This window comes from Streptomyces sp. NPDC090045 (assembly GCF_044747975.1).
GTDB lineage: Bacteria > Actinomycetota > Actinomycetes > Streptomycetales > Streptomycetaceae > Streptomyces.
In genome coordinates, this window is record NZ_JBIVFA010000002.1 from 43,277 (window position 1) to 70,228 (window position 26,952).

Consider the following 26,952-nt stretch of genomic DNA (forward strand, 5'->3'; position numbering starts at 1 on the left):
CCACTGTCATGCGCGGGGGTTGACGGTGAGAGTTGGTCTAGACCAAAGTGTGCGGCATGGGGAGAACTCGTGTGGTTCTGGCCGCGGTCGCGGCGTTGTCGCTCGCTCTGGGAGCCGCTGGGTCCGCGCAGGCGGGGGTGGGATTGCCGGGTGTCGTGTCGCGTGTGCCGACGTCCGAGAAGGTCGTCTTCATCACGATCGACGACGGGTGGAACCACGATCCGGAGGCGGCCCGGATCCTGCTGGAGAAGCGGCTGCCGGTGTCGTTGTTCCTGCTGCCCGGGGCGACCTCGTACGACACCGGGTACTTCACGCGGCTCGTGGAGGAGGGGCGGGCGAGTGTGGAGAACCACACCGTCAATCATCCGGACCTGACCACGCTTGATGCGGTGGGGAAGGATGCCGAGGTGTGTGGGGCCGGGGAGCGGATCGAGGCCGACTTCGGGCGGGCGCCGAAGCTGTTGCGGCCGCCCTACGGGGCCGTGAACGACGAGGTGCGGCTCGCGGCCAAGGCGTGCGGGGTGAAGGCGCTCGTCACGTGGACGCACGACTTCACCACCTGGGGCGACACCCCGCCCACGCCGCGGCTGCAGGCCGGCGACATCGTGCTGCTGCACTTCACGCCGACGCTGGCGGCGGACCTGGAGCGGGCACTGGGCGCGGCCAGGGCCGCGGGGCTGAAGCCCGCGGCCCTGATGCCGCACCTGAAGGCGGCGGGAGTCCTCTAGAGCTCGCGGTGGACCTTCGTGTTCGAGGCCTGGGCGCGGGGGCGGACCACGAGGAGGTCGATGTTGACGTGGCTGGGGCGGGTGACCGCCCAGGTGATGGTGTCGGCCACGTCGTCGGCGGAGAGGGGTTCCGCGACGCCCGCGTAGACCTTCTCGGCCTTCTCGGCGTCGCCGCGGAAGCGGGTCTTCGCGAACTCCTCCGTCTTGACCATGCCGGGGGCGATCTCGATGACGCGTACGGGCTGGCCGACGATCTCCAGGCGGAGGGTCTCGGCGAGGACGCGGGCGCCGTTCTTGGCCGCGACGTAGCCGGCGCCGCCCTCGTACGTGGAGTGGCCGGCGGTGGAGGAGAGGACCACGACCGTGCCGTCGCCGGAGGCGGTGAGGGCGGGGAGCAGGGCCTGGGTGACGTTGAGGGTGCCGATGACGTTGACCTCGTACATCGTGCGCCAGTCGGCGGGGTCGCCGGTGGCGACGGGCTCGGCTCCGATGGCGCCGCCCGCGTTGTTGACGAGGACGTCACAGCGCTCCAGGGAGGCGGCGAAGGCGTCGACGGCGGCGCGGTCGGTGACGTCGAGGGCGTGGGCGGCCGCGGAGTGGCCGGCGTCGGTGAGCTCGGCGGCGAGGGCCTCGATGCGGTCCTTGCGGCGGGCCGTGAGGACGACGTGGTAGCCGGCGGCGGCGAGCTGCCGGGCGGTGGCCGCCCCGATCCCGCTGCTCGCGCCGGTGACTACGGCGGTTCGGGTGGCCGGTGCCGTGCTCATCTACGGGGCTCCTCGGTCGTGCGTAGGTCGTTCATACGGGCGATTACCCGCCAGCATAGGCGCGGCCCGGCCGCCCGGCGGGCCGGCGGCTCGGCGCCCGCGCGGGGCGTACGTGATCACGGCCGTGCCGCCGGGGCGGACGAGGGCGCCGATGGCGTCCCAGTGGTCGGGGCGGTAGCCGTGGGGCTGGAGGGTGGCGACGAAGCCGGAGAGGCTGAGGGTGATCACCCTGGCGCCGATCCAGGCCCGGCCCCTGTGTTCGCGGACGACCTGCCGGGCGAGCCGGGCGCCGCCGATCGCGTGCGAGGTCGTGTGGGGGCAGATGGGGGTATGGCCCGCCCTCATTCGTGTGATGGTCCGATCGGCCGTGGCTGCCGGTGGCTAGCCTCCGCGCGAGGAGGTGGTGGCGGTGCGCCGTGGTGCCGTACGGAGTGTGGTGGTGGCGGGGTTGCTGGCGCTGGGTACGGGGGCGGCCGCGCCGCCCGGGTGGGCCTCGGCGTGGGCCCCGGCCTCGGCCGGGCCGGAGGCCGACGTGGCGTACCACGGTCGGGTCCATCTGTCGGGGGCGCACCTGCGGATCTGGCTGGTCCCGGAGAACGACGGGCCGGCCGCGCTGGCGAACGCGACGCTGCGGGTGCGGCTGTCGGCCGAGCTCGCGGACCGGCAGGAGCTGGCGGAGGGCTGCGCGCGGGCCGGTCTGCGCGAGGTGGTGTGCGAGACGGGCCCGCTGCCGCTGCACGGGCGGGGCCGGCACATCGGGCTGGCGCTGGAGCTGCGGGAGCGGGTGCCGGAGGTGGTGGTGCGGGTCGACACGTGGTGGAACGGAGGGGCGACGGACCGGAACCACGTGAACAACGAGCACGTGGTGCTGGCCCTGGACACGGGCGACGCGTACGCCTTCTAGTGCCTGCCTGCCCCGGTCAGGGCCTCCCCCTTTCAGGCCCGTGACCGGCCCGGTCAGGTGGTGCCGAATTCGACGAGGGCCTCGTCGACGATCCGCTCCAGGCGGGCGTGGTGGGCTCCGCGCCAGTAGACGCGCTCGCATTCGGTGCACTGTGCGAACACGTCGTAGGAGCGGTGGGTGCCGTGTTCGAGGCGGTCGCCGACGCTTTCCTTGTCGGCCTCGTGGAGCGGCCCGTTGCACGCGGTGCAGCGGGTCCACGGGGCGAGGGTGGGCGCGAACCGGCCGAGGACGTCGCGCAGTTGCTCGTCGGGGTTGTCGCTGTAGACGTACGCGCCGGCGAACAGCTCGCGGCGGCGAAGCAGTCCGCGGTCGCGGGAGAGCAGGACGCGCTGTTCGGCGGCGGAGCGGGTGGCGAGGGCGGGGTCGCCGATGTCCTCGTTCTCGTAGGCGGCGTCGACGCCGAGCAGGCGCAGGCGGCGGGCGAGGGTGCCGAGGTGGACGTCGAGGAGGAAGCGGAGCGGGGCGCCGGGGATCCGTTGGGGACGCTCGACGCCGAACACCTCGACGTTCTGGCCGTCCTGGGGGACGTACGAGACGGGCACCTCGTGGCCGTCGACGAGGAGGCGGCCGACTTCGGTGAGCGGGACGCCGGCCGATTCGACGACGTGGCCGAGGCTGGAGGCGCCGTCGGTCGTGGTCGGTACGCGGTCGGCGCGCCGGCTGGGCGGGGCGAAGAGGCGCAGTTCGGGGGCGAGGGTGAGCTGAATGCCGGGTCCGTTCACCCTGCCAGCATGCCATTTCCGGGGGGCCGGCCGCCGCCCATTTAGGGAGGTCAGGCGGATGTGGCGGCGGCCTGGTCGTAGGTGTCGCGGTGGGCGCTGACCTCGTCGAAGTGGTTCTCGGCCCAGAGCTTCACGGAGGAGAGGAGGCAGCTGAGGCTGTTGCCGAGGTCGGTGAGCCGGTAGTCGACGCGGACGGGGACGGTGGGGGTGACGGTGCGGCTGACGAGGCCGTCGCGTTCGAGGGAGCGGAGGGTCTGGGTGAGCATCTTCTGGCTGACGCCGGGGATCTTGCGGCCGAGGTCGCTGTAGCGCAGGGACCGGTCGTCGGCCTGGGCGAGGGCGCTGACGATGAGGCCGACCCACTTGTCGCTGATGCGGGCCAGGAGCTGGCCGGTGGGGCACTCCTTGAGGAAGGCGTCGTAGTCGGCGCGGGCTTCTGCGCGACGGGCTGAGGCGGTGGTGGTGGCCATGCGGTCCCCCATTTCAGGTCAGTTCGGGGTCACTTCGGGGTCACTTCGGGGTCGGGTACGCACTTTGGGGTGCGTACTTACGGAAAGAGAGTACCTCTCCCTAGGTTAGTGGTCATCGGAACGCAGCAACGGACAAGGGGAGTTGGCGACATGAGTGACGAGCGGACGATGCTGGCGGTCGTGGTGAACGGGTTCGGCGGGCCGGAGCGGGTCGAGCTGGCCGAGGTCCCGGTGCCGCGGCCGGCGGCGGGCCAGGTCCGGATCCGGGTGCGGGCCGCCGGGGTCAACCCGGTGGACGGCGCGGTCCGCGCCGGCGTCTTCGGCGGCGCCGGGCAGCGGCTCGGCCTCGGCTGGGACGTGGCCGGGGAGATCGACGAGGTGGGTGCGGACGTGACCGGCCACAGCCGGGGCGACCGGGTCGTGGGGCTGCACTACGGGTCGGTGAAGCCGCTGGGCACGCACGCGGAGTACGCGGTGCTCGACGCCGGCGCCGTGGTGGCCGCGCCGGCCACGGTGGACGACGTGGCCGCGGCGGGGCTGCCGCTGGCCGGGCTCACCGCGGCCCGTGCGGTGGACCTGCTGGGGCTCGCCCCCGGCGCCTCGGTGCTCGTCACCGGCGCGGCGGGCGTGGTTGGCGGGCTGGCGGTGCAGCTCGCGGCGCGGGCCGGGCTGGTGGTGACGGCCCTGGCGGGTGCCGGGGACGAGGACTTCGTACGGTCCCTGGGCGCGGCCGCCTTCGTCCCGCGCGGCGGGGCTCCGGCCGGGCCGGTGGACGGGGTCCTGGACACGGCCGTCCTGGGGGAGCCCGCGCTGGGCTTCGTCCGCGACGGCGGGGTATACGTCGGGGTGATCCCGGGCGCGGCCCCGGCGGCGGAGCGGGGGATCCGCGTCGAGGAGCAGGAGGTCGCGGCGGACGGGGAGCACCTGGCCCGGCTGGTGTCCCTGGTGGACGCGGGCGAGCTCACGCTCCGGGTGGCGGACACCTTCCCCCTGGCCGACGCGCCCAAGGCGCACGACCGCCTCGCGACGCCGGGGGTCCGCGGCCGCATCATCCTGACGGCGTGATCCCGGCCTACTGTGCGGCCCTGGCGGGTGGTGTGGTCCCGGTCCCGGCCGACGGTGTGGTCCCGGCCGGCGGGGCGGTCCCGCCGGGCGGCGTGATCCCGCGCCGCGGCCCCACCCGGTAGCGCCAGTCGTGGCTCGGGTGGGGCACGCCGGGCGGGTACTCGAAGTCGACCTCTCCCAGGCGCTCGAACCCCGCCCGCCGGCAGACGGCATTGGAAGCCGGGTGGTCCGTCCCCGGGAAGGCGTGGAGGCTGTCGCGGGTGCCGTGGGCGCGGACGTGGTCCAGGAGCTCGGCGAGCGCCGCCACCGCCAGCCCCCGGCCCTGGAACTCGGGCAGGATGCCCCAGCCGGTCTCGTACACCGGCTCGCCCTGCCACTCGCGCTCCCAGAAGCCGATGCTGCCGACGGTCTCGCCGGACGGTTCCCGTACGACCCGGAACATCCGCCCGGCGGCCGGCTCCCGCGCGCTCAGCGCCTCGTAGCGGCGCTGCCGGTCGGCGAGCTTCTCCGGCGTCTCCGGCCCGCCGAGGTGCTCGGTCATGGCGGGTTCGTTCTTGCGCTCCAGCAGCCAGAAGTCCCCGTCACCCCACGGCTCCAGCCGCACACGTGTCTCCATGGGACCCACGGTATGCGGCGGGCGCGTCAGCTCCGCTGGAAGAACTCCACCTCAGCCAGGGCGAGATGACGGTCCGGGGCCGATCCGGCGGGTGCGTCGAGGGTCAGGCGGATCGTCGTGACGTCGCTGATTCCGGTGGGGAACGTCTGGGGGCCGGGCTTGTCGCTCAGGGCGAACTTCTTGTGGACCTTCCGGCCGTCCCGCGCCGTCACCTCCATGTCGATCTGGAGCGCCCGCGCCTGCTTCGCGTAGTCCTCGGGTGATGAGGAGGCGCCGTTGGTGATGATCACGGCGACCAGGCGGAACGGTTTGGCGAAGGTGTACGTCACCGAGGCGCCGGGGCCGGGCGCGCCCCAGTAGCGGTTGCTGAGCCCGTCCGTGCTGCCGGCCACCGGATGCCCGGGCACCTCGGCGCTCGCCCCGACGCGGGTGGCGGTCACGGCCTTGGCCTTGCCGAGCTTGTCGCGGGTGTCCTCGATCAGGTGCCGTCCGGCCGGCAGCAGCAGGAAGCCGCCCGCGCACAGGGCCAGTACGACGCCCAGGACCACCAGGAAGCGCACCATCCGGCCCGAGCCGGCGCGGGTGCGGCGGCGCAGCGGCCAGATCGTCTTCCACCACGGGAGGGGAGGCGGTGTGGTGGTGGGCGTCAGCGGGGCCGCGCAGCGGCGGCAGAAGCGGCGGTCCGGCGGGTTGGGCGTGCGGCAGGCGGGGCAGGGCACGCCGGCCACGTCGTCGCTCACCGGTACGGGCCGCACGACCGGGCGCGGCGCGACGGCCTTCGCGGGGCGCACGGGCTGGGGCGAGGCGGGTACCTGCGGTGCTACGGGCTGGGGGGCGGGTCGCCTGGCGGCGGGCGGGGCGGGGGGCCGCGCGGGGGGCGCCGGGGGCGGCGTCGCGGGGCGGACGGGCTGAGGGGAGGCCGACGCCTGCGGCTCGCGCGGTGCCCCGCCGGTCCGGTCCTCAGGCAGCTCGGGCTCCGCCGGGGCGGACGGGCCGGACGGGCCGGACTCCGAGGCGGCGGCGGGTGTGGCCGAGTCGGACCGCCTACGCAGCCAGGACAGCCACCGCCCCGCGCCGGAGGGCGCGGCCGGGGTGGACCCGTCACGCGGCCCGGTGGGGGGCTGCCGGTCTGCGCTGGCGGGTGCGGACGGGTCGGACCCACTGGCTGGTCCGGCGGGGAGCCCCTGATCTGCGCCGGCCGTCGCGGGCGGGGCCGGCTCCGTGCCGGCGGGTGCGGGCGGTGCCCCGGAGGGGGCGGACCGGGTGGACCCGTAACGGGCCCCACCAGGGGGCTGTTGATCTGCGTCGGCCGTCATGGGCGCGGCGGACGGGGTGGATCCGCTACGCGGCCCGGTGGGGGGCTGGCGGTCTGCGTCGGCCGTCGCGGGCGGGGCGGACTGGGCCCCGGAGGGCGTGGACGGGCCGGATCCGCTGCGCGGTCCGGAGGGGGGCCGCTGATCCGTCCCGGTGGGCGCGGGCTGGGGCGGCTGCGCCCCGGAGGGGGCGGACGCGGTGGACGGGACGGATCCGCTACGCGGCCCGGTGGGGGGTTGCCGGTCTGCGCCGGCCGCCGTGGGCGCGGCGGACTGCGGTGTGATGGAAGCGGGTTGGGATGGCCGCGCGCCGGAGGGCGCGGACAGCCGGGGCCCGCTACCCGGCTCGGAGACGGGCCGCCGATCCGCGTCGGCGGGTGCCGAAGGGGTGGAGCCGCTGTGCGGTCCGGAAAGGGGCTGCCGATCCGCGGTGGTGGTCGCGGGCAAGGGGGATTGCGCCTCGGCGGACGCGGACGGGGCCGACTCCGTGTAGGCGGGCGCAGGCGGGGCGGACCCCGCGGCGGCGGGTGCGGGCGGGTGCGAGTCCGCCCCGGCGACCGGTCGGGAGCCTCCCCGTTCCGGGGCCGTGCTCTCCCGAGCAGTGCCCTGCGTGGGCGTGCCCTCCCGGGGTGTGCCCTCCTGGGCCGTGGTCTCCCAGGGCGTGCCCTCTCGGGCAGTGCCCTGCGGGCCCGTGCCTTCCTGGGCGGTGCCCTGCGGGCCCGTGGCCCCCCGGGGCGTGGCCTCTCGGGCAGTGCCCTGTGGGGCCGTGGTCTCGCGGCCCATGCCCTGCGGGCTCGTGGAGTCGCGGCCCGCGCCCTGCGGGGCCGTACCCGCCCCGGCAGTGCCCTGTCGGAGCGTGGGCTCCTGGGCTGCGCCCTGCGGGCCCGTGCCCTCCCAGGCCGTGGCGTCGCGGCCCGTGGTCTCCCGGGGCGTGGCCTCTCGGGCAGTGCCTTGCAGGCTCGTGGCGTCGCGGCCTGTACCCGCCCCGCCCGTGCCCTGCAGGGCGGTGCCCGCCCCGGCAGTGTCCTGCGGGGGCGTGGGCTCCTGGGCTGTGCCCTGCGGGCTCGTGGCCTTGCGGCCCGTGCTCTCATGGGCCGTGCCCTCTCGGGCAGTGCCTTGCTGGGCCGTGGTCTCCCAGGCTGTGGCGTCGCGGCCCGTGCTCTCCCGGGGCGTGGCCTCTCGGGCAGCGCCTTGCGGGCTTGTGGCCTCGCGGCCCGTTCCCTCCCCGCTCGTGCGCTCCCCGCCCGTGCCCCGTCCGGGCGTGGGCTCCTCGGTTGGCGGGGCATCCTGGGGGGTGTCCTCGAGAGGGGCGGTCCATGGGGCCGGGGTGGGTCGGGGCCGGGTGGGGGTGGGGTCTGACCAGCCCAGGTAGGCGCCGCAGTTGCCGCAGAAGTCGTCCGTTGCGCCGTTGGACGCCCCGCACACGGGACACGCACGCATCGCCGTCACCTTTCCTCACCTCCGGGCGGTCCCGGCAGGACCTCGATCCGGCAGACCGTGTGGACGGGGCACAGGGTGCGGACGAGGGTGTGGACGCGGTCCGCGTCCACCGTGTGCGCCCCGCCCTCCCGCAGCGGCCAGACCCGGATGAGGATCTCCTCCGCCGGGGCGGGCGGGAGGTCCGCGCCCGTCGTGCGGGACCAGGTGGCCGCGCCGTCGCCGCTGACCTCGGCGGACACGCCGAGGATCAGGCGCAGGGCCTCGGTCAGGCCGCGCCGGGTGCCGCGCCAGCGGTGCAGTTCCACCGCGCGCGCCACCGCCTCGCGGCGCAGCCCGGTCGGCCACCGGGGGTCGTCGATGCCGCCGACCCAGGAGGCCAGCCAGGGCAGGAAGTCGGCGGGGGCCAGGCGGGGGTCGAAGTAGGAGGGCAGGTTGTCGAGGGTCGTGAACACCGGGGCCAGGACGGTGTCCAGGCCCGCCGTGAACCGCTGGGCGAAGTCGTCGTCGGCGTACAGCGCGGGGAGCTGCTCGCCGATCGGGTGCCGGCTGGGCAGGCCGGGGACGGCGGCGCGGGTCATCCGTGCGCTCCCGTCTCCGGCTCCGTCACGACCACCTGGTGCTGGTAGGAGAAGACGAGCGCACCCGGGCCGAGGTCGATGCGGTCGACCGGGGCCCCGCGCCGGCCCGTGATCGGGTCGGCGGCGAACAGGCGGATCTCCTCCACCAGGACGTCCCCGATGGCGCGTTGGAGTACGCCGAACACCTCGCCGTACTGGACGGGCCGTCCGAACGGCCAGCCGGCGCCGTCGGGTCCGCCGTGCAGGGGGTTGAGGTGGCGGAACAGTGCGGCGAGCGCCGCCTCGCGCACCCGGTCGGCGTCCGAGGCGGGTGCCGAGAGCCGGGCGACCACGGTGACGCCCTGGTAGACGGGCGGTTCCACGACGAGGCGCGTGCCGATCAGGCGCCGTTCGTCGAGGGTGGTGGTGATCGCGGTGAGCATCTGGTCGGAGGGGATGAGCTGCTCGAAGCGGAGCCGGTCGTCGCCCTCGTCGGCCACGGCGTCGGGCACCACCAGGACCCGTACCGCGCCCGGGCCTGCCGCCCCGTCCCGGTCGGGCAGGCAGCGGACGCGGCGCACCGAGGGCGCGGCCTGGCGGGCGATGATCTCGTAGTCCTCGGCGGTGACCGCGCGTTCCTGCATGCGCAGGGTCTCCGGCGCCCGCAGCTTGGCGTTGTCGATGGTCTCCCCGGCGACGCCGCCGCGTGCCGCCTCCCGGTTGGTGACCCGGGCGACGTAGGGGACGGAGCTGCGCAGTACGGAGATCGCGCCGCGGGAGACGTTGCCCGCCGGGCCGCCTCCGGTGCGGTAGCCGGCGACGCGGATCTGGGAGCCCTTGGGCGGTACGGCGCCGCAGGCGCGCAGGCTGCCGTCGGCCTCGCGCAGTACCGGCGGGAAGGAGAACTCGCCGGTGGTGGCGTTCACGCGGACGTGCCGGTCGTCGGGGGTGGAGCGGCCGAAGTGGTTCACGACCTCCCAGCGCTGCCATCCCTCGGGGGAGGACACCTCCACCACGGGGGGTTCCCCGTCGAGGAGTACGGGCGGGCGGCCGAGCCGGAAGGTCTGCCCGGCCACCCCTTCCGACGCGCCGAGGGGTACGTCGGTCACGCGTTCGGCGTGTTCCACGGTCATGGTGCCGCCGACGGTGAAGACGGCGGCCTCGCGCACGGTCGGGGACTCCGAGTAGAACGGCTGGCCGGGCTCGGGCTCGGTGACCCGGCAGCGCAGCCAGCCCGCGCGGGTGCCGCTGATCAGCGACGCGGTGTGCCCGGCCGGGACGTACACGATGATCTCGCCGGGCCGGTTGAGGCCGCCGGTGGTGTCGGAGTCGGTCTCGCAGCGCTGCCACCGGCCGCCGTCCCACGCCTCCCACACCAGCGGGGGCTGGCGCGGGTCGACGCCGACGCCCTCGACGCGGCTGTCGAGGCGGACCGCGACCACGCAGCGCGGTACGGCCGTGGGCAGGCCGAACAGGAGTGCGTCGCCGGGCTCGGGCGTCGCCTGGAAGCACGGGATGTCGAGGCCCTCGGCGAGCGCACCGGTCCGGTCGGTCTGGTCGCCGGTGCGGGGCGCGGTGACCAGGCGCGTCAGCTCGCTCGGCACGATGCGCAGGTCGTCGGCGGTCGCGAAGACGACGGCCTCCTCGCTCTCGCCGGCGGCGGTCGTCACCTCGGTGCCCGCGGGCAGCGTGACCGTGTCGGGCTGCGGGGCAGACAGCCAGAAGTCGACGTCGGCGGTGGCGGCCGAGGGCGGGTACAGCTGGATGTCCAACAGGTCGAGGAACGCCAGGTAGTTCTTGTCCGGGACCCGGTTCAGCCGGTACAGCAGCTGGTCCACGAGGTAGGCGAACGTCTCGATCAGGGTGACGCCCGGGTCGGAGACGTTGTGGTCGGTCCATTCCGGGGCGCGCTGCTGCACGTACCGCTTCGCCTCGTCGACGAGTTGCTGGAACCGCCGGTCGTCCAGGTTGGGGGAGGGCAGGGCCATCAGTCCGCGACCATTTCCTCGGCCCCCTCCTCGGAGGGGATCGTGTAGAAGGGGAAGACCAGGTTGCGCCGGTCGTTGGTGGTGCGCACCGTGTAGTGCACGTCGATGTAGAGGGTGCCCGCCTCGACGGCGTCGAAGGCCACGACGACCTCGTCCACCGCGATCCTGGGCTCCCAGCGTTCCAGGGCCTCGCGGACCTGCTGGGCGACCCGGCCGGCGGTGTCGCCGTCGCCGGGGGCGAAGACGTACTCGTGGATGCCGCAGCCGAATTCGGGCCGCATCGGCCGTTCGCCGGGGGCGGTGCCGAGGATGAGGCGGATGGCCTCCTCCAGCTCCCGTTCGCGTTCGACCATGGCGATGCCGCCGGTCGGCCCGACCCGCAGGGGGAACGCCCAGCCGCGGCCGATGAACCGTTCGCTCATCACACACCGCCGATCAGGACGTTCATGGCGCCGGTCAGGACCATCGCGCCGCACGAGGTCTGGTCGCGGGCCCGGGCGGCGGGCAGCCCGCCGATGAGGACGGTGCCCGTGGCGAGGCCGGCCGGGTTGGGCATGATCACGTTGCCCGGGCCCAGTGCGGCGTGCGGCGGGACCACGCAGACGTGCAGGCTGCCGACGACGGCGGCGGGCTGGCCGCCGATCAGCACCGTCGCCACCGACGCGGCGGCGCCGGGCGGCGGCGTGGCGATCCGGCCACCGTGGTTGGTGGGGTCGCCGGTGCGGGCTGCGGCTGGCATCGGGTTCTCCTCGGGGAAGGCGGTCGTGGTCCAAGCGGGAGGGGGCGGTGGTCAGTTGATCCGGATGAGCCGGGCCTTGAGGACGGCGAGCAGGCCGCCGTTGACGGTGACGTCCGAGGTGCCGTTCACCTTCACCGACCGGCCGCCGATGCTGACCCCGGCGGTGCCGTCGATGTCGACCTGGCGGCCGGACACCTTCACGTTGCCCTGGCGGGCGTCGAGCGTGATGCCGTTCTTGTCCATCACGACCGAGGTCAGCGGGCGGCCCCGCCCCGCGTACACGGTGAGCTCGATGCGGTCGCGGCGGTCGTCCATGCGTACTTCGAGCCGCTCGTCCCCGGTCACCAGCCGCAGCCCGGAGGGGCCCGGCGCCGGGGCGTCGAGCAGTTCCACGCGGTGGCCAGAACGCGACACGATCGAGCGGCGGTTGACCTTGCCGCTGGTCTTGTCGATCAGCGGCACGTCGTGGGGCGAGGGCTGGTCCACGCCGTTGTAGAGCCCGCCGATGACGTAGGGGCTGTCGAGCAGTCCCTGTTCGAACCCGACGAGCACCTCGTCGTTGACCTCGGGGCTCACCACGCCGCCTCCGCCCTTGCCGCCCCACTGGACGGTGCGCACCCAGTCGGTGACGTACGTGTCGTCGAGCCAGGGGAACTTCAGGCGTACCGCGCCGCGTTGGGACCCGTTCGGTTCGCGCACGTCCGTGACCACGCCGATCGCGAGACCGGGGATGCGCGGGCCGCGCCCCGGCGCGTTGGCGCCGGTCACCAGGCCGGCCAGGGAGCGGTCGGGGCTGGAGCTGACCCACACGGTGGTGCGGTAGCCGCCGTGCGGCTCCAGGACGTGCTGCACGGCCGTCGCCGTGTACCGGCCGGAGAAGGCCTGTCCGACGTTGCCGAGCGCGATCGCCTTGCCGGCCCGCAGCAGCGGGTTCCCCTCGGCCACCGCCTCCAGCTCGCCGAAACCGGAGCTGATCCGGTCCGCCGCCGCCTTCGCGACCGCCGTGGTCTCGGCCTGCGTACGGTACGGGGTGTCGGTGACGGCCACGGTCGACTTGCCGAAGCGCGCGGCGAGCGCGGGGCTGAGGCCCGGCACCACCGTGTCGCTGACCACCGACGGCTGCTGGGCGACCAGGGGCCGCTTGGTGGTCACGTCCCAGCCGCGGACCTGCACGGTCGAGGAGCCGTCGGCGGCCGAGAGCGCGGCCCGCAGGGCGAGGAGGTTCCGCCCGTACTCCAGGACCAGCGGATTGCGCACGGCCGACGTCGACGGGGCGGGCGCCCCGGACGCCTTCACCGGCCGGGTGAACTGGAGCGTCCCCTGGTCGTCGACGCGCACCTGCGCGCCGCTCTCGCCGGCGAGGTACTGCAGGAAGTCCCAGTCGGAGACGTTGGCCTGGGACAGCTGCTTGTACGTCACCGGCGCCGCCTCCACCTTCCCGACGGCCAGGCCCGCTCCGGCGGCGACCTTGCGGACGATCGCGGCGGCCGTCATGTTCCGGTAGGCGACGACCTTCCGGCCGCGCTGGAGGCGGTGCGCCTTGGAGTAGGCGCGGACGACGGTGAACGAGCCGGTGCGGTCCCGGTCGATCTCCAGGGCCGTGACCTCGCCGTTGAACAGCCGCTCCCGCGCCTGCCCCTTCACGGTCATCACCGATACGCGCAGCGGGCTGCCGATGGTGATGCCGGTGGCGCGCAGGAACTCGTGGTCGGGGTCGCGGTAGGTGAGCACGGCGGTGTCCGGCAGGCCCACGTTCTCGTCCACCACACAGCTCACCAGCTGCGCCGCCCAGATCGGCGGCAGTTCGCCGGGGGCCTCCACGATCGGGTCGGCCGCGAACGACCGGCCTCCGGGTTCGGACCCGCTCACCGCTGCTCCTCCTCGCCGTGCTGGTCGCGCGTGCCCGGCACCACGATCTCGGTGCCGGGGACGAGCGCCATCGGGTCGTCTATGCCGTTGGCCTCGGCGATGGCCCGCCAGGCCGTCGCGTCGCCGTATTCGCGCCAGGCCAGCATGGCCAGGCTGTCGCCCGCCACCACGGTGTGCGTGCTGCGGGCGGTGCGTGAGCCGGAGGTCGGGTTCTGGCCCGGCGGGTCGACGCTCGCCTCCTCGATGGACAGCGAGCAGGTGGCGCGCAGCGGCTTCCCGTCGACGTCGAAGAGCGTGTACGACACCGACAGGTTCGACAGGACCCCGTCGAACGAGGTTGTCCGCGCGCTGCCCCACTCGAAGCGCACCCAGGGGCTCGCCGGCTTCTTGCGGCCGAGGCTGGCCGGGGTCGGCACGCACGCCTTCATGAGCTTCTCCACCGCCTGTTCCACCGAGTTGTCGTGGGTGGCGGTGGCGTCCAGGAACACCTCCAGGCTCAGGGTGCGCGGACCGCTGCCGACGAACTCGGGCAGCGCCGACTGCCCCGCCATCCGGGACGGGGAGCGCCGCCACTCGGTGGTCTTGCCCAGCTGCAGGGTCGACGGGTTGAACTGGAGATCGAGCTTCGCGATCGTCCCGCCCGGCTTGGCCCCGACCGAGGTCGGGGGCTCCTTGAGGGTGAGCTGGGCCCTGGCGCGGCTGGCGCGTGCCGATGAGGCCATGGCGCGGACTCCCTTCCGGAGCGGGGGCGAGGACGAGGGCGAGGGCGAGGAGGATGGATGCGGGCGGGGGCGGTCAGGAGGGCAGCAGCCCCTGGTGGGCGATCTCCAACGTCTCCACCGCCGCGGCGGAGTTGGCGGGGTCGAAGGACGGCCCCTGCCAGCGGACCGGGACGATCCCGAACACCTGCCAGCTGATGATCCGGCTCAGGTCGGGTCGCAGGGCGACGATCTCGCCGTCCTTGGGCTCGACCCGCCGCAGCGTCTCGTCCAGCCAGCGGCCGATCTTCGCCGTGTCGGCGGTGACGGGCCGGGTGAGGGTGATGTTCGACCAGGTCACACGGCCCGGCAGCTGCCAGGTGAAGCCGTTGTTGCCGCCCTCGGCGTAGCTCTCCATCTCGACCTCGGCGCCCATGCCGGAGCAGGTGTGGAAGGCGCCCAGGTCGTTGCCGCCGATCGCCAGCCGGAAGAACACGCTGGTCGCGAAGATGTTGTCCGTCATCGGTCCGTCGTCCGTTTCTCGTGCGTACGTGTTCTCAGCGACGGCCGTCGAAGGGCCGGCCCGCGCGTTCCCGGCCGCGCCGCAGTTCGGTGCGCAGCAGGCGGGAGACCGGATCGAGCAGGCGGCGGGCGAGATCGTCCAGATCGGCGTCGGGGACCTGCGGTGCCGCGTGCCGGTCGGCCGGGGCGTGCCGGTCGGGCGTGCCGCCTCCGGCGGGGGCCGGGCCGGTCCGGGGGCCGCCGGGGGTGCGCTGCACGGGGGCCGCTGTCGGTGTCGGTGTCGGTGCCGGTGCCGGTGCCGCGGGGCTGGCGGCTCCCGGGACGGCGGTGGGGGCCGGTGTCCTGGGGCGCACGACGGGTACGGACTGCGCCGAGGGCACGGCCGGGGCCGGCTGGACCACGAGCGGCGGCGTGTGCGGGGAGGTCACGGGCAGGGGGGTGGCCGCGGCGCGGGCCGGGGCCGACGCGGGCGCGTGCCGCGGGCCGCGCGCCGGGCGTACGACGTGGCCGCCCCGCGGCCCGTCCACCGCGGCGCGCTGGACCTGCTGCGGTGCGGCGGACGGGGCGGGCCAGCGCGCCGCGACCACGGGGCGGCTCGCCGGGCGGGGGGCGGGCGGGGCCGCGCTCCCCATGTCCCGGGTGCCGAGGGGCAGCGGCCGCGCCGCCAGGAGCTGGAGGGCGCGGGAGGACGCCGCCGCGGAGGCGCCGACCGGCTTGTCGGTGACCGTGCGGGCGACGACCAGCGGGACCGGGCGGCCGGAACCGGAGGGCGTGCCGGGTGCGCCTGTACGGCGCGGTACGCCGCCGGCCCCCAGCAGGGGCGCGGGCGCACGCTGTACGTCGGCGGGGGAGGCGGGCCGAGCGGCCCGGGCCCGGTGTGCGGGGGAAACGGGCGGCGCCGCGCTCGGCGGCATCGAGGGCAGCGGAGCCCCCAGGCCGGTGCGGATGCGCGGCGCGGACCGGCCCTGGCCGGACCCGCGGGTCGGCTCGGCGGGCTGCGGCCCCGTGCTGTCGCCGGCCGACGGCTCCGCCTGGCGCTGCACGACGGGCAGCGCCGGGGCGGGCGCGGAGGCCGCTGCGGAACGGCCCGACGGCACGGCGGTGGCGGGCAGTTCGGTGAGAGGCGCGCCGAGCGGCGGCCGACTTCCCGCCCGCTGCCCGGGCGCGCCCGGGCCGGCTGTTGGCTCGGCCTGGCGCTGCGCGCCGGGCTTCGCCCCGCCGGTCTCGGAAGTGGCGGGCTCCGCCTGGCGCTGGACGACGGGCAGCGCCGGGGTGGGCGCGGAGGCCGTCGCGGAACGGCCCGACGGCGTGGCCGTGGCGGGGAGTTCGGTGAGGGGAGCGCCGAGCGGCGGGCGGCTCTGCGCGCGCTGCACGGGCACGCCCGGGCCGGCTGTTGGCTCGGCCTGGCGCTGCGCGCCGGGATTCGCCCCGCCGGTATCGGGAGCGGCGGGCTCCGCCTGGCGCTGGACGACGGGCAGCGCCGGGGCGGGCGCAGGGGCCGGTGCGGGCTGGCCCGACGGCGTGGCCGTGTTGGGGAGTTCGGTGAGGGGAGCGCCGAGCGGCGGCCGACTTCCCGCGCGCTGCCCGGGCGTGCCCGGGCCGGCTGTGGGCTCCGCCGGGCGCTGCGCGCCGGTCTCGGAAGTGGCGGGCTCCGCCTGGCGCTGGACGACGGGCAGCGCCGGGGCAGGCGTGGAGGCCGTCGCGGGCCGGCCCGATGGCGTGGCGGTGGAGGGGACTTCGGTGAGGGGCGTCCCGAGGGGCGGGCGGTTTCCCGCGCGCTGCACGGGCGCGTCCGGGCCGGTCGTGCTGTGCTTCGGGGCAGCGTTGCCGGGTGTGGCCGCGCCCTTGGCGGTGGGGTCTGCCTGGCGCTGCACGGGCGCGCCCGGGCTGGTCGCGCCGTGCTTCGGCGCAGCGTTGCCGGGAGTGGTGGGCTCCGGCTGGCGCTGGACCACGGGCATGGCCGGGGCGGGCGTGGGCGCCGTCGCGGGGTGGTCCGACGGTACGGCGGTGGCGGGGACCCCTGTGAGGGGAGTGCCGAGCGGCGGACGGATTTCGGCGCGCTGCAGGGGCGCGCCCGGGCCGGCTGCGGGCTCCGCCGGGCGCTGCGCGCCGGGCTTCGGCCGCCCGTTGCCGGGAGCGGTACCACCCTCGGCGGAGGGCTCGGCAAGGCGCTGGACCACGGGCAGCGCTGGGGTGGGCGCGGAGGCTGTCGCGGGGTGGTCCGACGGCGTGGCGGTGGAGGGGAGTTCGGTGAGGGGCGTCCCGAGGGGCGGGCGGTTTCCCGCGCGCTGTACGGGCGTGTCCGGGCCGGTCGTGCCGGGCGTCGGCGCACCGTTGCCGGGTGCGGTGGCGCCCTTGGCGGAGGGGTCTGCCTCGCGCTGCACGGTCGGCTGCTCCGCGCGGGGCTTCGTCGCACCGTTGCCGGGTGTGCCCGCGCCCTTGGCGGAGGGCTCCGCCTGGCGCTGCGCCGTCGGCTTCGTCGCGCTGTTGTCGGCAGCGGCGGGCTCCACCTGGCGCTGGACCATCGGCATGGCCGGGGCGGAGGGCGTTGCGGGGCGGTCCGACGGCGTGGCCGTGGAGGGCAGTTCGGTGACGGGCGTGCCGAGCGGTGCGCGGCTTCCCGCACCCTGCCCGGGCGTGTCCGAGGCGGCGGTGCCGAGCGGTGCGCGGCCTTCCGCGCCCTGTCCGGACGTGTCCGGGACGGGGGTGCCGAGGGGTGTGCGGTTCTCCGCGCGCTGTACGGGCGCGGCCAGGGCCGGCCGGACGGCGGGTACGCGGCGCCTGGGTGTGGCGGGGACGCGTGCGACGGTCAGTGTGCGGCCGACGGCGCGCGGCCGGACCGCGGCGGTGGCGGGGGTCTCCCCGCCCGTGCCCCCCGTAGAGCCGGACGGGCGGGCCGCGGACCGCTGGACGGGCGGCCCGGACGGGGGTGTGGCGGCACGCCCGGCGGACGCTCCCCGGGTCGCCGAGGCGTCGGGGACCACCGCGATCCGGCGGATCAGCGGGAACCGCGGCGGCGTCGGCGCACGGTCGGGTGCGGCAGGGGTCACGGCGGAGCGGCCGCCCGTCGCCGCGGCCCGCTGCACGGCGGGTACGGGCGTGGACGCGCCGCGTCCGCCCGGGCTGCTCGGACGGGACGACGGGGCGTCGGGGCGTACGGGTCCGGGGGCGCCCGGAGCCGGGGGCTGCTCCGCCGCGTCCGGCTGGCGCAGGGCCCGCAGCAGCAGCGGGCCGCCGCCAGCGGTGGAGCCGGGGCGGGCGGCGGCGGGGCGGGTGACCCCGCGTACGAGACCGGCCGGGGCGGACGGCAGCAGGGCGTGGGCGAGCCCGGTGTCGAACGACGGATCGCGCCACGCGGCCAGGCCGGACCGGAAGGCGAGCCCGTCGCTGACGCCGAGGGCCGCGCGGGACACGGTCAGTGCGGGCGGCGCCGTCATGCGCCAGCCGCCGTCCCAGTCGCCGGGTACGCCGGTCACCGGTGCGGCGGCCACCGGCGCGTCGGCCGTGTTCGGGGCCGTCGGCGCCGCTGCCCGGTCGGTCGCGGCGTCCGGCACGGCGGCGCGCCGACGCAGCCTGTCCCGCCATGCCATGCGTTCAACCGCCTTCGTTCACACGGGTGTTGATGCGAGCTATCTCGGAGACCCACTCCTGGCGCTCGCCGTGGGTGAGGTCGAGGATCTCCTCGCGTTGCCAGTGGAAGTGGTAGGCGATGTACGCGATCTCCTCCCTGAGCCGGGGGAGGGCGTACGTCACGATTCCCCCAGGCGCCCACCGGAGAGGTCGACCTCGAAGCCGCCTTCGCAGTGCGGGCAGGTGACCGCCGCGCGGGTGTGGCCCTCGCTGTTGACGCGCCGGTAGAAGTCCTGCAGGAACGCGACGTCGGTCGCGTACATCCGTTCCACGATCCCGGCGTGCACGTCGGTGATGGTGCCGAGCCGGGTGATCACCTGGCTGAGCAGCACCACGCTCAGGTACGCCGGGTTCTCCTTGACCCGCAGGTCGATCTGGGGCCGCAGTTCGTCGCGGGCGGTGGCCAGGCGCATGGAGCCGTGCCGGTGCACCGTGCCCGCTTCGTCGACATAGCCGCGCGGCAGCTCGAACTCGAACTCCGTCCGCAGCCCGTGGTCCTCGCGTGCCGCCGGAGCGGCGGCGGCCGGGGGCGCCGCCGCCTGCTCCGGGGCCGTCGTGGGCGCCGTGACCTGGAGGATCTCCTCCAGATTGCCCGCAGTCACCGTACGACGTCTCATTCGACGATGATCTCCTCGAACACGATGGTCACGGACTCGGTGGCCGCGGCGGACTCGCCGGCCTTGAGGGAGGGGCCCTCCCACTTGGAGGCCCAGCCCTGCATCAGCTGGATGCGGCGGACGGTCGCCCCCGTGGAGTCCTTGATCTCGATGGTGAGGTTCTGCCGAGCGGTGTCGACGGCCCCGTTGTTCAGGGTCTCCTTGATCCACTTGGTGAACTCGCTGCTCTTGTCGAGTCCCCGCGTGATCGTGACCTCGCCGGCCTGGCGGGCGCCGGGCTGCTTGCGGATGATCTGCTTGCCCTCCGCGCTGACCTGGCGGACCTCGACGACCTCTTCCTCGACGGTCAGGCCGCTGATCTCCTGGATCGATTCGACCAGGTAGCCGCCGAGCTGCACGCCGAAGATATGGGTGGAAAGAGCATCGCCCTCTGCCATGACTGTCCTTCACCTTTCCTTGCTGCTGCTGGTGCTGCCGGTGCTGCTGTCCCGGAGGGTCACTCGTCGACGAGGCTGGTGCTGTCGGAGAACTGGGCCAGCCGGAACACCACGAACTCGGCGGGCTTGACCGGCGACACGCCGATCTCACAGACCACGCGGCCCTGGTCGATCGACTCCTGCGGGTTGTTGTCCCGGTCGCACTTGACGTAGAACGCCTCCGCGGCCGTGCGGCCGAACAGTGCGCCGCGGCGCCACTCCTCGGTGAGGAACGCGGTGACGTTGCGCCGGATGCTCGACCAGAGCCGGTCGTCGTTGGGCTCGAAGACCACCCACTGGGTACCCAGGAGGATGGACTCCTCCAGGTAGTTGAAGAGGCGGCGCACGTTCAGGTAGCGCCAGGCCGGGTCGGAGGAGAGGGTGCGGGCACCCCAGATCCGGATGCCGCGGCCGGGGAAGGCCCGTACGCAGTTCACGCCGATCGGGTTGAGCAGGTCCTGCTCGCCCTTGCTCAGGCGCAGTTCGAGGTCCACCGCGCCGCGGATCACCTCGTTGGCGGGGGCCTTGTGCACACCGCGCTCGGCGTCGCTGCGCGCCCACACGCCGGCGACGTGGCCGCTGGGCGGGACGGTCGTGTTGCGGCCGGCGGCCGGGTCGAAGACCTTCACCCACGGGTAGTAGAGGGTGGCGTAGCGGGAGTCGTAGCCCGCCTCGTCGTTGCGCCAGGTGCGCACCTGCTGCGCGGAGAGTCCGGGCGGGGTGTCCAGGACGGCCACCCGGTCGCCCATCTGCTCGCAGTGCGAGATCACCGCGAGCTGCACGGTGCGGACGCCCTCGGAGTCGATGTCACCGCGCTGGTAGGCGCTCATCAGGTCCGGCACCGCGACCATGGTGATCTCGTCGATGGTCTCCAGGCCGGCGAAGCCGGTGCGGGCGGCGGAGTCGCCGACGTACTCGGCCGGGTCGAGCCGGGCCACGCCGCCGCGGCCGGCGGGGGCGGGCGACGCGGCGGCGGCGTCGGGCACGACGACGGTCTGCCCGGCGGGCCGGGTCTGGGTGGCGCCCCGCTGCTCGGTGACCTCGATCAGCTTCGAGGCGCGGGCCTGGGTGACGAGGTAGCCCTTGACGTTCTTGCGGGCGGAGACCTCGTAGGTCTCGGCCACCTGCTCGCCCTGGCGGACCAGGAGCTTGAAGCGGTCCTCGGGCGGGTTCTCGCCCTCCGCCTCGGCGATCTCCACGGACACGCCGGTGGCGCCCGGCCGGGCCGCGATCAGGAAGCCGCCGAGCTCGACCGGCTGCACGGCGCGGGGCTGCGTTGCGGTGCCCGCGGCGGCCGGTGCGGAGGCGTCCTGGGCCGGCCCGCCGATGCGGACGACGTAGGCGGCGCCGCCGCCGTTGGCGAAGTACCCGTAGACGGCGTGGGGCAGGTAGGTGCCCTCCGTGAAGCCGCCGAAGTGCTGGGAGTACTGGTCCCAGTTGGTGACCAGAGTCGGCTCGTGGAACGGACCGCTCTGGGCGAAGCCCACGAACGCGGCGACGGCGGTGCCGACCCCTTCGATCGGGCGAGCACCGGACTGCACCTCCTCCACGTACACGCCCGGGGTGAGGTACGTCGGCATGCTCGCTCCTTCGGGTTACGGCTTCACGATCAGGTCTGTCCACAGCCTTTCCGGAGGTCGCCGTCGGTGGCAGAGACATTCGGCCCTGGCCGGGGGCAAGTGCGATGCCCTCCGGGTCGCCCCCGCCGGACCGGCCAGGCACCGCGCCCGGCCGGTCGGCCAGGCACCGCGCCCGGCCGGTCGGCCAGGCGCCGTGCCCGGCCGCCCCGTTCACACCTGCGTGACCTCGCCCAGGTACGGCCCGAACTCGCTCTCCAGGACGAGGCGGCCGAGCTTGCGGTACTCCTGGGCGACGGCCGTCACCACCTGACTCATGGTCAGCGGTTCACCCGATGCGGCCGCGAAGTAGGCGGCCGTCACGGCGCAGGCCCGGATCGAGCCCCCGGCCAGTTCGAACCGGTCCGCGCAGAAGCCGAGATCGAGGTCCCCGGCCCGGGGCAGCCGGCCGCCGAGGCACCGCTCCCACAGGGCCAGGCGCTGGGTGGCGTCGGGCACCGGGAAGTCCGCGACCACGTCCAGGCGGCGGGTGAACGCCTCGTCGAGGTTGGCCCGCAGGTTGGTGGTCAGGATGGCGATGCCGTCGAACGACTCCATCCGCTGGAGCAGGTACGCCGATTCCATGTTGGCGTGCTTGTCGTGGGCGTCCTTCACCTCCGAGCGCTTGCCGAAGATCGCGTCGGCCTCGTCGAAGAGCAGGACCGCGTTGACGGCCGACGCCTCGGTGAAGATCCGCTCCAGGTTCTTCTCGGTCTCGCCGACGTACTTGTCGACGACCGTGGACAGGTCCACCACGTACAGGTCCATGCCCAGGTCGGCCGCCACGACCTCGGCGGACATGGTCTTGCCGGTGCCGGAGGACCCGGCGAACAGCGCGATCACCCCGCGCCCGCGCCCGCCGCCGGGCCGCATGCCCCACTGCCCGAGCACCTGGTCGCGGTGGCGGGCGCGTACGGCGAGTTCGCGCAGCCGGCGGTGGGTGGGGGCGGGCAGCACCAGGTCGTCCCAGCCCACGGCGGGCTCCACCCGGCGGGCGAGGCGGGCGAGCCCCGCGCCGTTCTGGGCCCGTACGGCGGTGCGCAGGTCGTCGGGGGAGAGCGGGCGGCCGTCGAGTGCGGCGGTGCGCACCGCGGTGTCGGCGGCGCGCCGCAGCTGCCCGGCGTCGAGGCGGTGCGCGGACACGGACCGGGCGAGCGCGTCGGCGTCCCCGCCCGTGCCGTGTTCCCCGTCGGCCCGCTCCAGCGCGTGCCGCCAGCGGGTGACGTGCCGGTCGGGAGTGGGGGCGGCCACCGTCAGCGTGACGGGGGTGTCGGCCGCCCAGGCCGGTTCCCAGCCGCTCGCTGCGTACGTGAACAGGGGGATGCCGCGCAGCACGGTGCAGAGGGTGCGCAGGACCCGGGCGCGTTCGTCGGGCTGGTCGGGCAGTTCTTCCAGCGGCCCGATCAGCACACCGGCGCCCGTCAGGCGGGCTTCGCGGGCGGTGGCGCGGGCGAGCTGCGGCAGGGCGCGGGCGTGGTGGGCCAGTGCCGCGGCGTCCAGAGCCAGGGGGCCCGGCCCGTGCGCCTGGAGGGCGGCGGTGGCCAGGCCTTCGGGATCGCCGCCGCGGGTGCGCAGGTGGACGTGGCGGGTGCCGCTGCCGGCCGCGGCGACGGCCTGCCGCAGCTCGGCCGGGTCGACGGCCGGGTCGTCGGTGGCCGTGCGGAGCACGTCGGCCAGACGCGGGTCGGGTGAGGCGTCGCCGAGCAGGTGGGCGGTGACCCGGTCCGGGACGGCCAGCACCCGCGACAGGGGCGGCCGTTCGGGCTCGGTGACCTCCAGCAGTCCGCCCGCGACGAGCGGTGCGGTGGGGGAGAGCCGGAACCGTGCCGCTGCCACGCCGGTGCGCCCGCACAGTTCGAGGGCGAGGCCGACGGTGGGCCGGCGGCGTGTCAGGTCGTCGTTGAGGTAGCCGTAGAGCCGTTCGAAGCGGGCGTCCAGGTCCGGCGCCATGGCCACCAGGAGCAGGTCCACGTCGAGCGGCTCCAGCCCGAAGCGCGTGGCGAGGAGGTCGAGCGGCGAGCCGGGCGGGGGCGCGGCGGGTGCGGGTGCGGGCAGGCCGGGGCCCTGGGGTGCGTCCAGGATGCGGGTGGCCGCGTCGGGCGTGAGGTACTGGCCCCGGTAGGGGTCGTCCGGGTCGGGATCGACGGCCCGCCGCAGCTCCACGGCCCGGCGTACCCGCTCCTCGACGAGCTGGAGCCGGGTCCACAGGTACGGGGTGGTGTCGGCCGGGACCGCGGGCGCGGCCTCCGGCGGGAGGGTGTGCGTCACGGCTGTCGTTCTCCCCGTCGGCGGCGGGCGGGGGCGTTCGGCCGTTCCCGGGAACTGCTGAAGCCCTCCGGTCCGGGCTCGGTCAGTCCGGTGTAGCGCAGCCGGCGGGCGTTCTCGGCCCCGTCCGGTTCGGCCTGCGGTACGGAGTTCACGACGAGCCCCTCGGTGACCGGCGGGGCCGTGATCGTGCTGATGCCCGCCAGCGGTGCCTTCACGCGCAGCCCGAGGGACGGCTTCAGCTCGCCGCCCAGTGCCGACCACACGTCGGAGGCGGCCGGTGCGTCCATGCCGGTGCCGCCCGCGTCCACGTCGACGAGCAGGCCGAGTTCGGCGAGCGTGCCGGTGAGCAGGCGCGGCGGCAGGGTGTCGGTGTTCACGAGGCAGGAGAGCACCTGGGAGAGCAGCCGGTGCTCGTCCTGCGGTCGGCTCGCCCACGCGGTGACCAGGTACGTCAGCTCGAACCAGCGCGGCGGGGTGCGGCGCGCGACGACGAAGCCGTCCGCGTCGTAGACCTCGCCCGCGCCGCTGCCGCGCCGGGTGTGGTCCTCGCGGATGTCGTACAGGAACACGCAGACCGTGGGCGCGCTGCGGCGGGCCGCCCATTCGCTCGTCGGGGCGTCGAAGACCACCTCGATGCCCGACGCCTCCAGGCCGGACTCCGCCAGCAGCCGGCGGAGCCCCTCGTCGACTTCGTGGATCATCGGCGGGTCACCTCGTCGGGCGGCTGCACCGAGCCGTTGACCACGAGGAAGTCGGTCTGCACCGGCGAGAAGCCGGGGCCGCTCGCGGTGATGATCCGGGGGCCCGTCTGGTCCTTGGCCAGGATCAGCAGCTGGCCGATGAACGTGCCGTCGCGCTGCGGGAGGGTCGGCGCCGCCGCCGCGGTGATGCCCGGCTTCCAGGCGAACCGCACGGGCACGCCGGGCGGGAAGTCCTCGCCGCGCACGGAGGTGACGAAGCCGGGCTTGCCGATCGGCGGCACGGCGACGATGCGCGGCTGGAGGATGCGCAGTTGCTGCTGGGCGGTGTTGTCGCGGGGGTCGGCGTCCGTGCCGGTCGTGGTCAGGTTGCCGGTCACCTGGGTGGTGAGCGCCTTGTCGGGGTTGAGGACGACCCGCAGGACGGTCCGGGCGCCCGGGGCCAGGTCGGGCAGGGAGCATTCCCCGTTCGCGCCGCATCCCGGCGGCATCCCGGCGTTCGGTACGCCCTGCGGGAGGCCGATGCGCAGCCGCAGGCCGGTGGCCAGCGCGTTGCGGCCGTTGCGGACGGTGTACGTGACGACGACCCGGCCGCCGACGTAGCCGGGGTTCGGCTGCGCCGTGATGCTCAGCCCGGGTCCGGCCGGGGGCGCGGGCGGCTCCGGCTGCGGCGCGGGAGTCGTCGGCGGGGCCGGGGTGGTGGGCGGGGTCGTGGGCGGGGCCGGGGTCGGCGTCGGCGGGGTGGGCTTCGGGGGTACGGGCGCCTCGCGCACCGGCACCACGGTCCGCCCGGAGTTGTCGCTGGGGCGGGGGTCGAGCACGGTGCCGGTGACCGACCAGTCGATCGGCTGGTCCCCGGGGGTGACGCAGGTGAGGGTGACGGTCACCGTGACGGTGGCGCCGGCGGGCACCACGCCCAGGGCGCAGGTCAGCGCGGCCGCGTCACAGGTGGCGCCGGGTGCGGTGAGCGCGGTGACGGTCAGGCCGAGCGGGGGCGCGACGGTCAGCCGGGTGCCGGGCGAGGCCGCCGGGCCGTGGTTGACGACGTCCACCCGGACCGTGCCGGAGCCGCCGACGGTGAGCGGAGGGGTCTTCTCGGGTGCCCGCACCGCGAGGTCCACCGACTGCTGCACGCCGGGTTCCTTCTGGCGGCCCGGCAGGCCGGTGACGAGCAGGTTGTGGTCCCCGGAGGCCACGTCCACCAGCTTCAGCTTCTCCGGGCTGTTGGGGGCCCGGGATCCGCGGGCACTGAGCACCAGGCTCTTGCCGTCGGCGGTCCATGCGGCGTCGCGGGGCTGGAACGGTCCCTTGGCCGTGGGTTCGGGCAGCTCCCGGCCGCAGGCCCCCGGCACGTCGCGGGCGGCGTCGGGCAGCAGGACCCGGCACCCCCCGCCGGTCGCGGAGGCGAGCAGGATGCCGCTGCGTTCGTCGACGCGGCCGGCGCCGTTCTTGCGGTTGAAGGCGATGGTGGTGCCGTCCGGCGAGAACGCCGGGCTGTCGTCGATGACCTCGCAGGCACCGGGACAGATGGTGGCGCTCAGGTCGCGCTGCCGGTCCAGGTGGTCCACGGGCACGGTCCAGACGTGCTTGTTGCCGCCGTTGCCGTTGATCACGAGGTTGCGGGTGAAGGCCAGTGCCGTGCCGTCGGAGGACCACGTGGGCTGGGCGTCGCCGCCCCGGGGCTGGCCGGCGGGCGGGGCGATCTCGCCGCGGATCGCGCCGGTGGCGGCGTCCGCGATCAGGATGCGGGAGGGTCCCGCGGCGCCGCCGACGCCGCCGGGCGAGGTGCGGGTGAAGGCCAGGAGGCGGCCGTCGGGGGAGAACGTGGGGTCGGTGTCCCAGTCCTTGGGGCCGCGGCCGGCGAGCGGCAGGGCTTCGGGATTGGTCCCGTCGGCGTCCGCCATCCAGATCCGCTGGATCCGGCTGTCGGGCTCGCCCTCGAAGCGGGTCAGCACGATCCTGCGCCCGTCGGGCGTGTAGTTCTGCCGTTCGGTCCACGGGTCGGAGCCGGGGGCCGGCTGGAACAGCGGATCCTTGGCCGGGTCGGTGTTGGTGTCGGCCGCCGGGTCCTCCTTGAGGATGTCCAGGCCGAGGTCGCGGGGGTCGGAGCCGTCCATCCGGGCGTCCTGGAGGGTCACCACGTGCGGTCCGGCCGCCGAGGTCCGCTCGACCACGCCGCCGCCGCCGGTCAGCGGGCCGAGCCAGGTGGCCGAACCGACCTCGCGGTCCTCGCTGAGCACCAGCTGGGGGGTTTCCGCCGCGTGCGCGGGCACCCGGAAGACGTGGTCCCAGTCGCCCTTGCAGTCACAGGTGCGGTCCGGGCTGAGGAAGAGCACGCCGTTCCCGTCGGGCAGCCACGCTGCCCCGCGGGTACGCCAGTTGGCCTGCGCGCCGGCCAGCAGCGGGCCGTCGGTGCGCCCGTCGGTCCACCGCAGGCGGGGCCCGGCGGAGTCGGGGCCGGTCGGGGTGGCGGTGTAGGCGATCACGTCCCGGTTCGCCTTGTCGTCCACCGGGTTCCACACCGGCTCGGTGGCCGTGCCGTTGCCGGGGCCGGTGACGCGGGTGGCGTCGCCGCCGCGCAGGGGGCGTACGTAGACCTGCCGTCCGGCGGCCCGGTCGCTGTCGGAGGAGTACGCCAGGCGGCCGCCCTCCGGGGAGACCGTGGGGTGCTCCTCGTTCGCGGGGGAGTCGGTCAGCCGGGTGAGGCCGGTGCCGTCGGTGCGCACCAGCCACAGGTCGCGCTGGATGCCGCCGGCCTGGGCGGGCTGGGCCGCGTCGAAGACGACCGACCGGCCGTCCGGGGTCAGCCGCGGGTTCGCCACGTCCAGGCCGCTGGTCAGGCGCCGTACCGAGCCGTCCGCGGAGCGCAGGTAGACCTGCGGGGTCCGCTCGTCGCGGCGGCTCGCGAAGACCAGCTGGTCGCCCAGTGCGGCCGGCTGGGTGTCCAGGTGGGCCGGACCCTCGCCGAACAGCGGCGTACTGGACGTGCCGGTCGCCACCCGGCCCAGGCTGCGGTGGCGCGTGCCGGCGTACACGACCCGGCCGTCACCGGCGTCGGCCGCCAGGGGGCGCGCCTCGGCGTCGCCCGGGCCGGTGGCCGCCGTCACCGCGAGCAGGGGCACCAGCAGCAGCAGCGGTGCGCCGGCCCTCCCCCAGCGGCGTCGACGACTGCCGGAGCCACCCGTGCCCATC

At 75.4% G+C, this 26,952-nt stretch carries 24 protein-coding genes; 3 read left to right on the top strand and 21 right to left on the bottom strand.

All coding sequences use genetic code 11. The features are described 5' to 3' along the window. The first annotated feature begins 164 nt into the window (after positions 1-164). The gene (locus tag ACIPYQ_RS05070; protein WP_401246237.1) at positions 165-728 is read left to right on the top strand and encodes a polysaccharide deacetylase family protein; all 564 of its coding nucleotides are present in this window, start codon (positions 165-167) and stop codon (positions 726-728) included. Here ACIPYQ_RS05070 and ACIPYQ_RS05075 read toward each other — a convergent pair. Together ACIPYQ_RS05075 and ACIPYQ_RS05080 are read right to left on the bottom strand one after the other, a co-directional pair. Beyond that, positions 725-1,492: an SDR family oxidoreductase gene (locus ACIPYQ_RS05075; RefSeq protein WP_362235255.1), complete on the bottom strand. Its 768-nt coding sequence runs from the start codon at positions 1,490-1,492 to the stop codon at positions 725-727. The two genes, ACIPYQ_RS05070 and ACIPYQ_RS05075, sit on opposite strands and share 4 nt — an antisense overlap. Next, complete coding sequence (locus ACIPYQ_RS05080; RefSeq protein WP_401246241.1) at positions 1,493-1,837, bottom strand: hypothetical protein; 345 nt, start codon at positions 1,835-1,837, stop codon at positions 1,493-1,495. Between the two features lie 64 nt (positions 1,838-1,901). Between ACIPYQ_RS05080 and ACIPYQ_RS05085 the strand changes: the two genes are divergently transcribed. Next, positions 1,902-2,396, top strand: coding sequence for a hypothetical protein (locus ACIPYQ_RS05085; RefSeq protein ID WP_401246243.1), 495 nt, complete (start codon positions 1,902-1,904; stop codon positions 2,394-2,396). Between the two features lie 53 nt (positions 2,397-2,449). On the opposite strand, the gene ACIPYQ_RS05090 is transcribed toward ACIPYQ_RS05085, so the two are convergent. Both ACIPYQ_RS05090 and ACIPYQ_RS05095 read right to left on the bottom strand, forming a co-directional pair. Next, on the bottom strand, positions 2,450-3,178 hold the full coding sequence (locus tag ACIPYQ_RS05090) for a Mut7-C RNAse domain-containing protein (protein ID WP_401246246.1): 729 nt from the start codon (positions 3,176-3,178) through the stop codon (positions 2,450-2,452). A gap of 50 nt (positions 3,179-3,228) precedes the next feature. Then, entirely contained in the window at positions 3,229-3,648 is a 420-nt protein-coding gene (locus ACIPYQ_RS05095) for a winged helix-turn-helix transcriptional regulator (protein WP_401246249.1), read from the bottom strand. A gap of 168 nt (positions 3,649-3,816) precedes the next feature. Here ACIPYQ_RS05095 and ACIPYQ_RS05100 point away from each other — a divergent pair, with 168 nt between their 5' ends. Beyond that, positions 3,817-4,713 (top strand): NADP-dependent oxidoreductase, encoded by an 897-nt coding sequence (locus tag ACIPYQ_RS05100; RefSeq protein ID WP_401247649.1) that lies wholly within the window; start codon positions 3,817-3,819, stop codon positions 4,711-4,713. A gap of 7 nt (positions 4,714-4,720) precedes the next feature. On the opposite strand, the gene ACIPYQ_RS05105 is transcribed toward ACIPYQ_RS05100, so the two are convergent. The 17 genes from ACIPYQ_RS05105 to ACIPYQ_RS05185 form a co-directional block, all read right to left on the bottom strand. Next, positions 4,721-5,329, bottom strand: a complete 609-nt coding sequence (locus tag ACIPYQ_RS05105; protein WP_401246252.1) for a GNAT family N-acetyltransferase — start codon at positions 5,327-5,329, stop codon at positions 4,721-4,723. 26 nt (positions 5,330-5,355) lie between these two features. Continuing rightward, positions 5,356-6,120, bottom strand: coding sequence for an NADase-type glycan-binding domain-containing protein (locus tag ACIPYQ_RS05110; RefSeq protein WP_401246254.1), 765 nt, complete (start codon positions 6,118-6,120; stop codon positions 5,356-5,358). Between the two features lie 1,967 nt (positions 6,121-8,087). After that, entirely contained in the window at positions 8,088-8,660 is a 573-nt protein-coding gene (locus ACIPYQ_RS05115) for a phage tail protein (RefSeq protein WP_401246257.1), read from the bottom strand. After that, the gene (locus ACIPYQ_RS05120) at positions 8,657-10,627 is read right to left on the bottom strand and encodes a putative baseplate assembly protein (RefSeq protein WP_401246260.1); all 1,971 of its coding nucleotides are present in this window, start codon (positions 10,625-10,627) and stop codon (positions 8,657-8,659) included. The genes ACIPYQ_RS05115 and ACIPYQ_RS05120 overlap by 4 nt, the downstream gene beginning before the upstream one ends. After that, entirely contained in the window at positions 10,627-11,049 is a 423-nt protein-coding gene (locus tag ACIPYQ_RS05125) for a GPW/gp25 family protein (RefSeq protein ID WP_319733867.1), read from the bottom strand. The genes ACIPYQ_RS05120 and ACIPYQ_RS05125 overlap by 1 nt, the downstream gene beginning before the upstream one ends. After that, on the bottom strand, positions 11,049-11,366 hold the full coding sequence (locus ACIPYQ_RS05130) for a PAAR domain-containing protein (RefSeq protein ID WP_401246263.1): 318 nt from the start codon (positions 11,364-11,366) through the stop codon (positions 11,049-11,051). The genes ACIPYQ_RS05125 and ACIPYQ_RS05130 overlap by 1 nt, the downstream gene beginning before the upstream one ends. A 51-nt stretch (positions 11,367-11,417) precedes the next feature. Next, complete coding sequence (locus ACIPYQ_RS05135; protein ID WP_401246266.1) at positions 11,418-13,235, bottom strand: VgrG-related protein; 1,818 nt, start codon at positions 13,233-13,235, stop codon at positions 11,418-11,420. Next, positions 13,232-13,957 carry a LysM peptidoglycan-binding domain-containing protein gene (locus tag ACIPYQ_RS05140; RefSeq protein ID WP_361761627.1) on the bottom strand — a complete coding sequence of 242 codons (726 nt, stop codon included), beginning with the start codon at positions 13,955-13,957 and terminating at the stop codon, positions 13,232-13,234. The genes ACIPYQ_RS05135 and ACIPYQ_RS05140 overlap by 4 nt, the downstream gene beginning before the upstream one ends. A gap of 73 nt (positions 13,958-14,030) precedes the next feature. After that, positions 14,031-14,456 carry a phage tail protein gene (locus tag ACIPYQ_RS05145; protein ID WP_030710062.1) on the bottom strand — a complete coding sequence of 142 codons (426 nt, stop codon included), beginning with the start codon at positions 14,454-14,456 and terminating at the stop codon, positions 14,031-14,033. Between the two features lie 34 nt (positions 14,457-14,490). Next, positions 14,491-18,045, bottom strand: a complete 3,555-nt coding sequence (locus tag ACIPYQ_RS05150; RefSeq protein WP_401246270.1) for a hypothetical protein — start codon at positions 18,043-18,045, stop codon at positions 14,491-14,493. Positions 18,046-18,049: 4 nt separating this feature from the next. Then, positions 18,050-18,208, bottom strand: coding sequence for a DUF6760 family protein (locus ACIPYQ_RS05155; RefSeq protein ID WP_185092612.1), 159 nt, complete (start codon positions 18,206-18,208; stop codon positions 18,050-18,052). Further along, positions 18,205-18,702 carry a hypothetical protein gene (locus ACIPYQ_RS05160; protein ID WP_319732171.1) on the bottom strand — a complete coding sequence of 166 codons (498 nt, stop codon included), beginning with the start codon at positions 18,700-18,702 and terminating at the stop codon, positions 18,205-18,207. The genes ACIPYQ_RS05155 and ACIPYQ_RS05160 overlap by 4 nt, the downstream gene beginning before the upstream one ends. Further along, positions 18,699-19,139, bottom strand: coding sequence for a phage tail protein (locus ACIPYQ_RS05165; protein ID WP_030388073.1), 441 nt, complete (start codon positions 19,137-19,139; stop codon positions 18,699-18,701). Before ACIPYQ_RS05165 ends, ACIPYQ_RS05160 begins: the two co-directional genes overlap by 4 nt. A 59-nt stretch (positions 19,140-19,198) precedes the next feature. Further along, on the bottom strand, positions 19,199-20,758 hold the full coding sequence (locus ACIPYQ_RS05170; RefSeq protein WP_401246275.1) for a phage tail sheath family protein: 1,560 nt from the start codon (positions 20,756-20,758) through the stop codon (positions 19,199-19,201). Positions 20,759-20,968: 210 nt separating this feature from the next. Continuing rightward, a complete protein-coding gene (locus ACIPYQ_RS05175; RefSeq protein WP_401246278.1) occupies positions 20,969-23,062 on the bottom strand; it encodes an ATP-binding protein in 2,094 nt (697 codons plus the stop codon). Next, on the bottom strand, positions 23,059-23,763 hold the full coding sequence (locus ACIPYQ_RS05180; protein ID WP_401246281.1) for a DUF4255 domain-containing protein: 705 nt from the start codon (positions 23,761-23,763) through the stop codon (positions 23,059-23,061). Before ACIPYQ_RS05180 ends, ACIPYQ_RS05175 begins: the two co-directional genes overlap by 4 nt. Then, positions 23,760-26,951, bottom strand: coding sequence for a hypothetical protein (locus ACIPYQ_RS05185; RefSeq protein ID WP_401246284.1), 3,192 nt, complete (start codon positions 26,949-26,951; stop codon positions 23,760-23,762). The genes ACIPYQ_RS05180 and ACIPYQ_RS05185 overlap by 4 nt, the downstream gene beginning before the upstream one ends. Position 26,952: the final 1 nt, after the last annotated feature.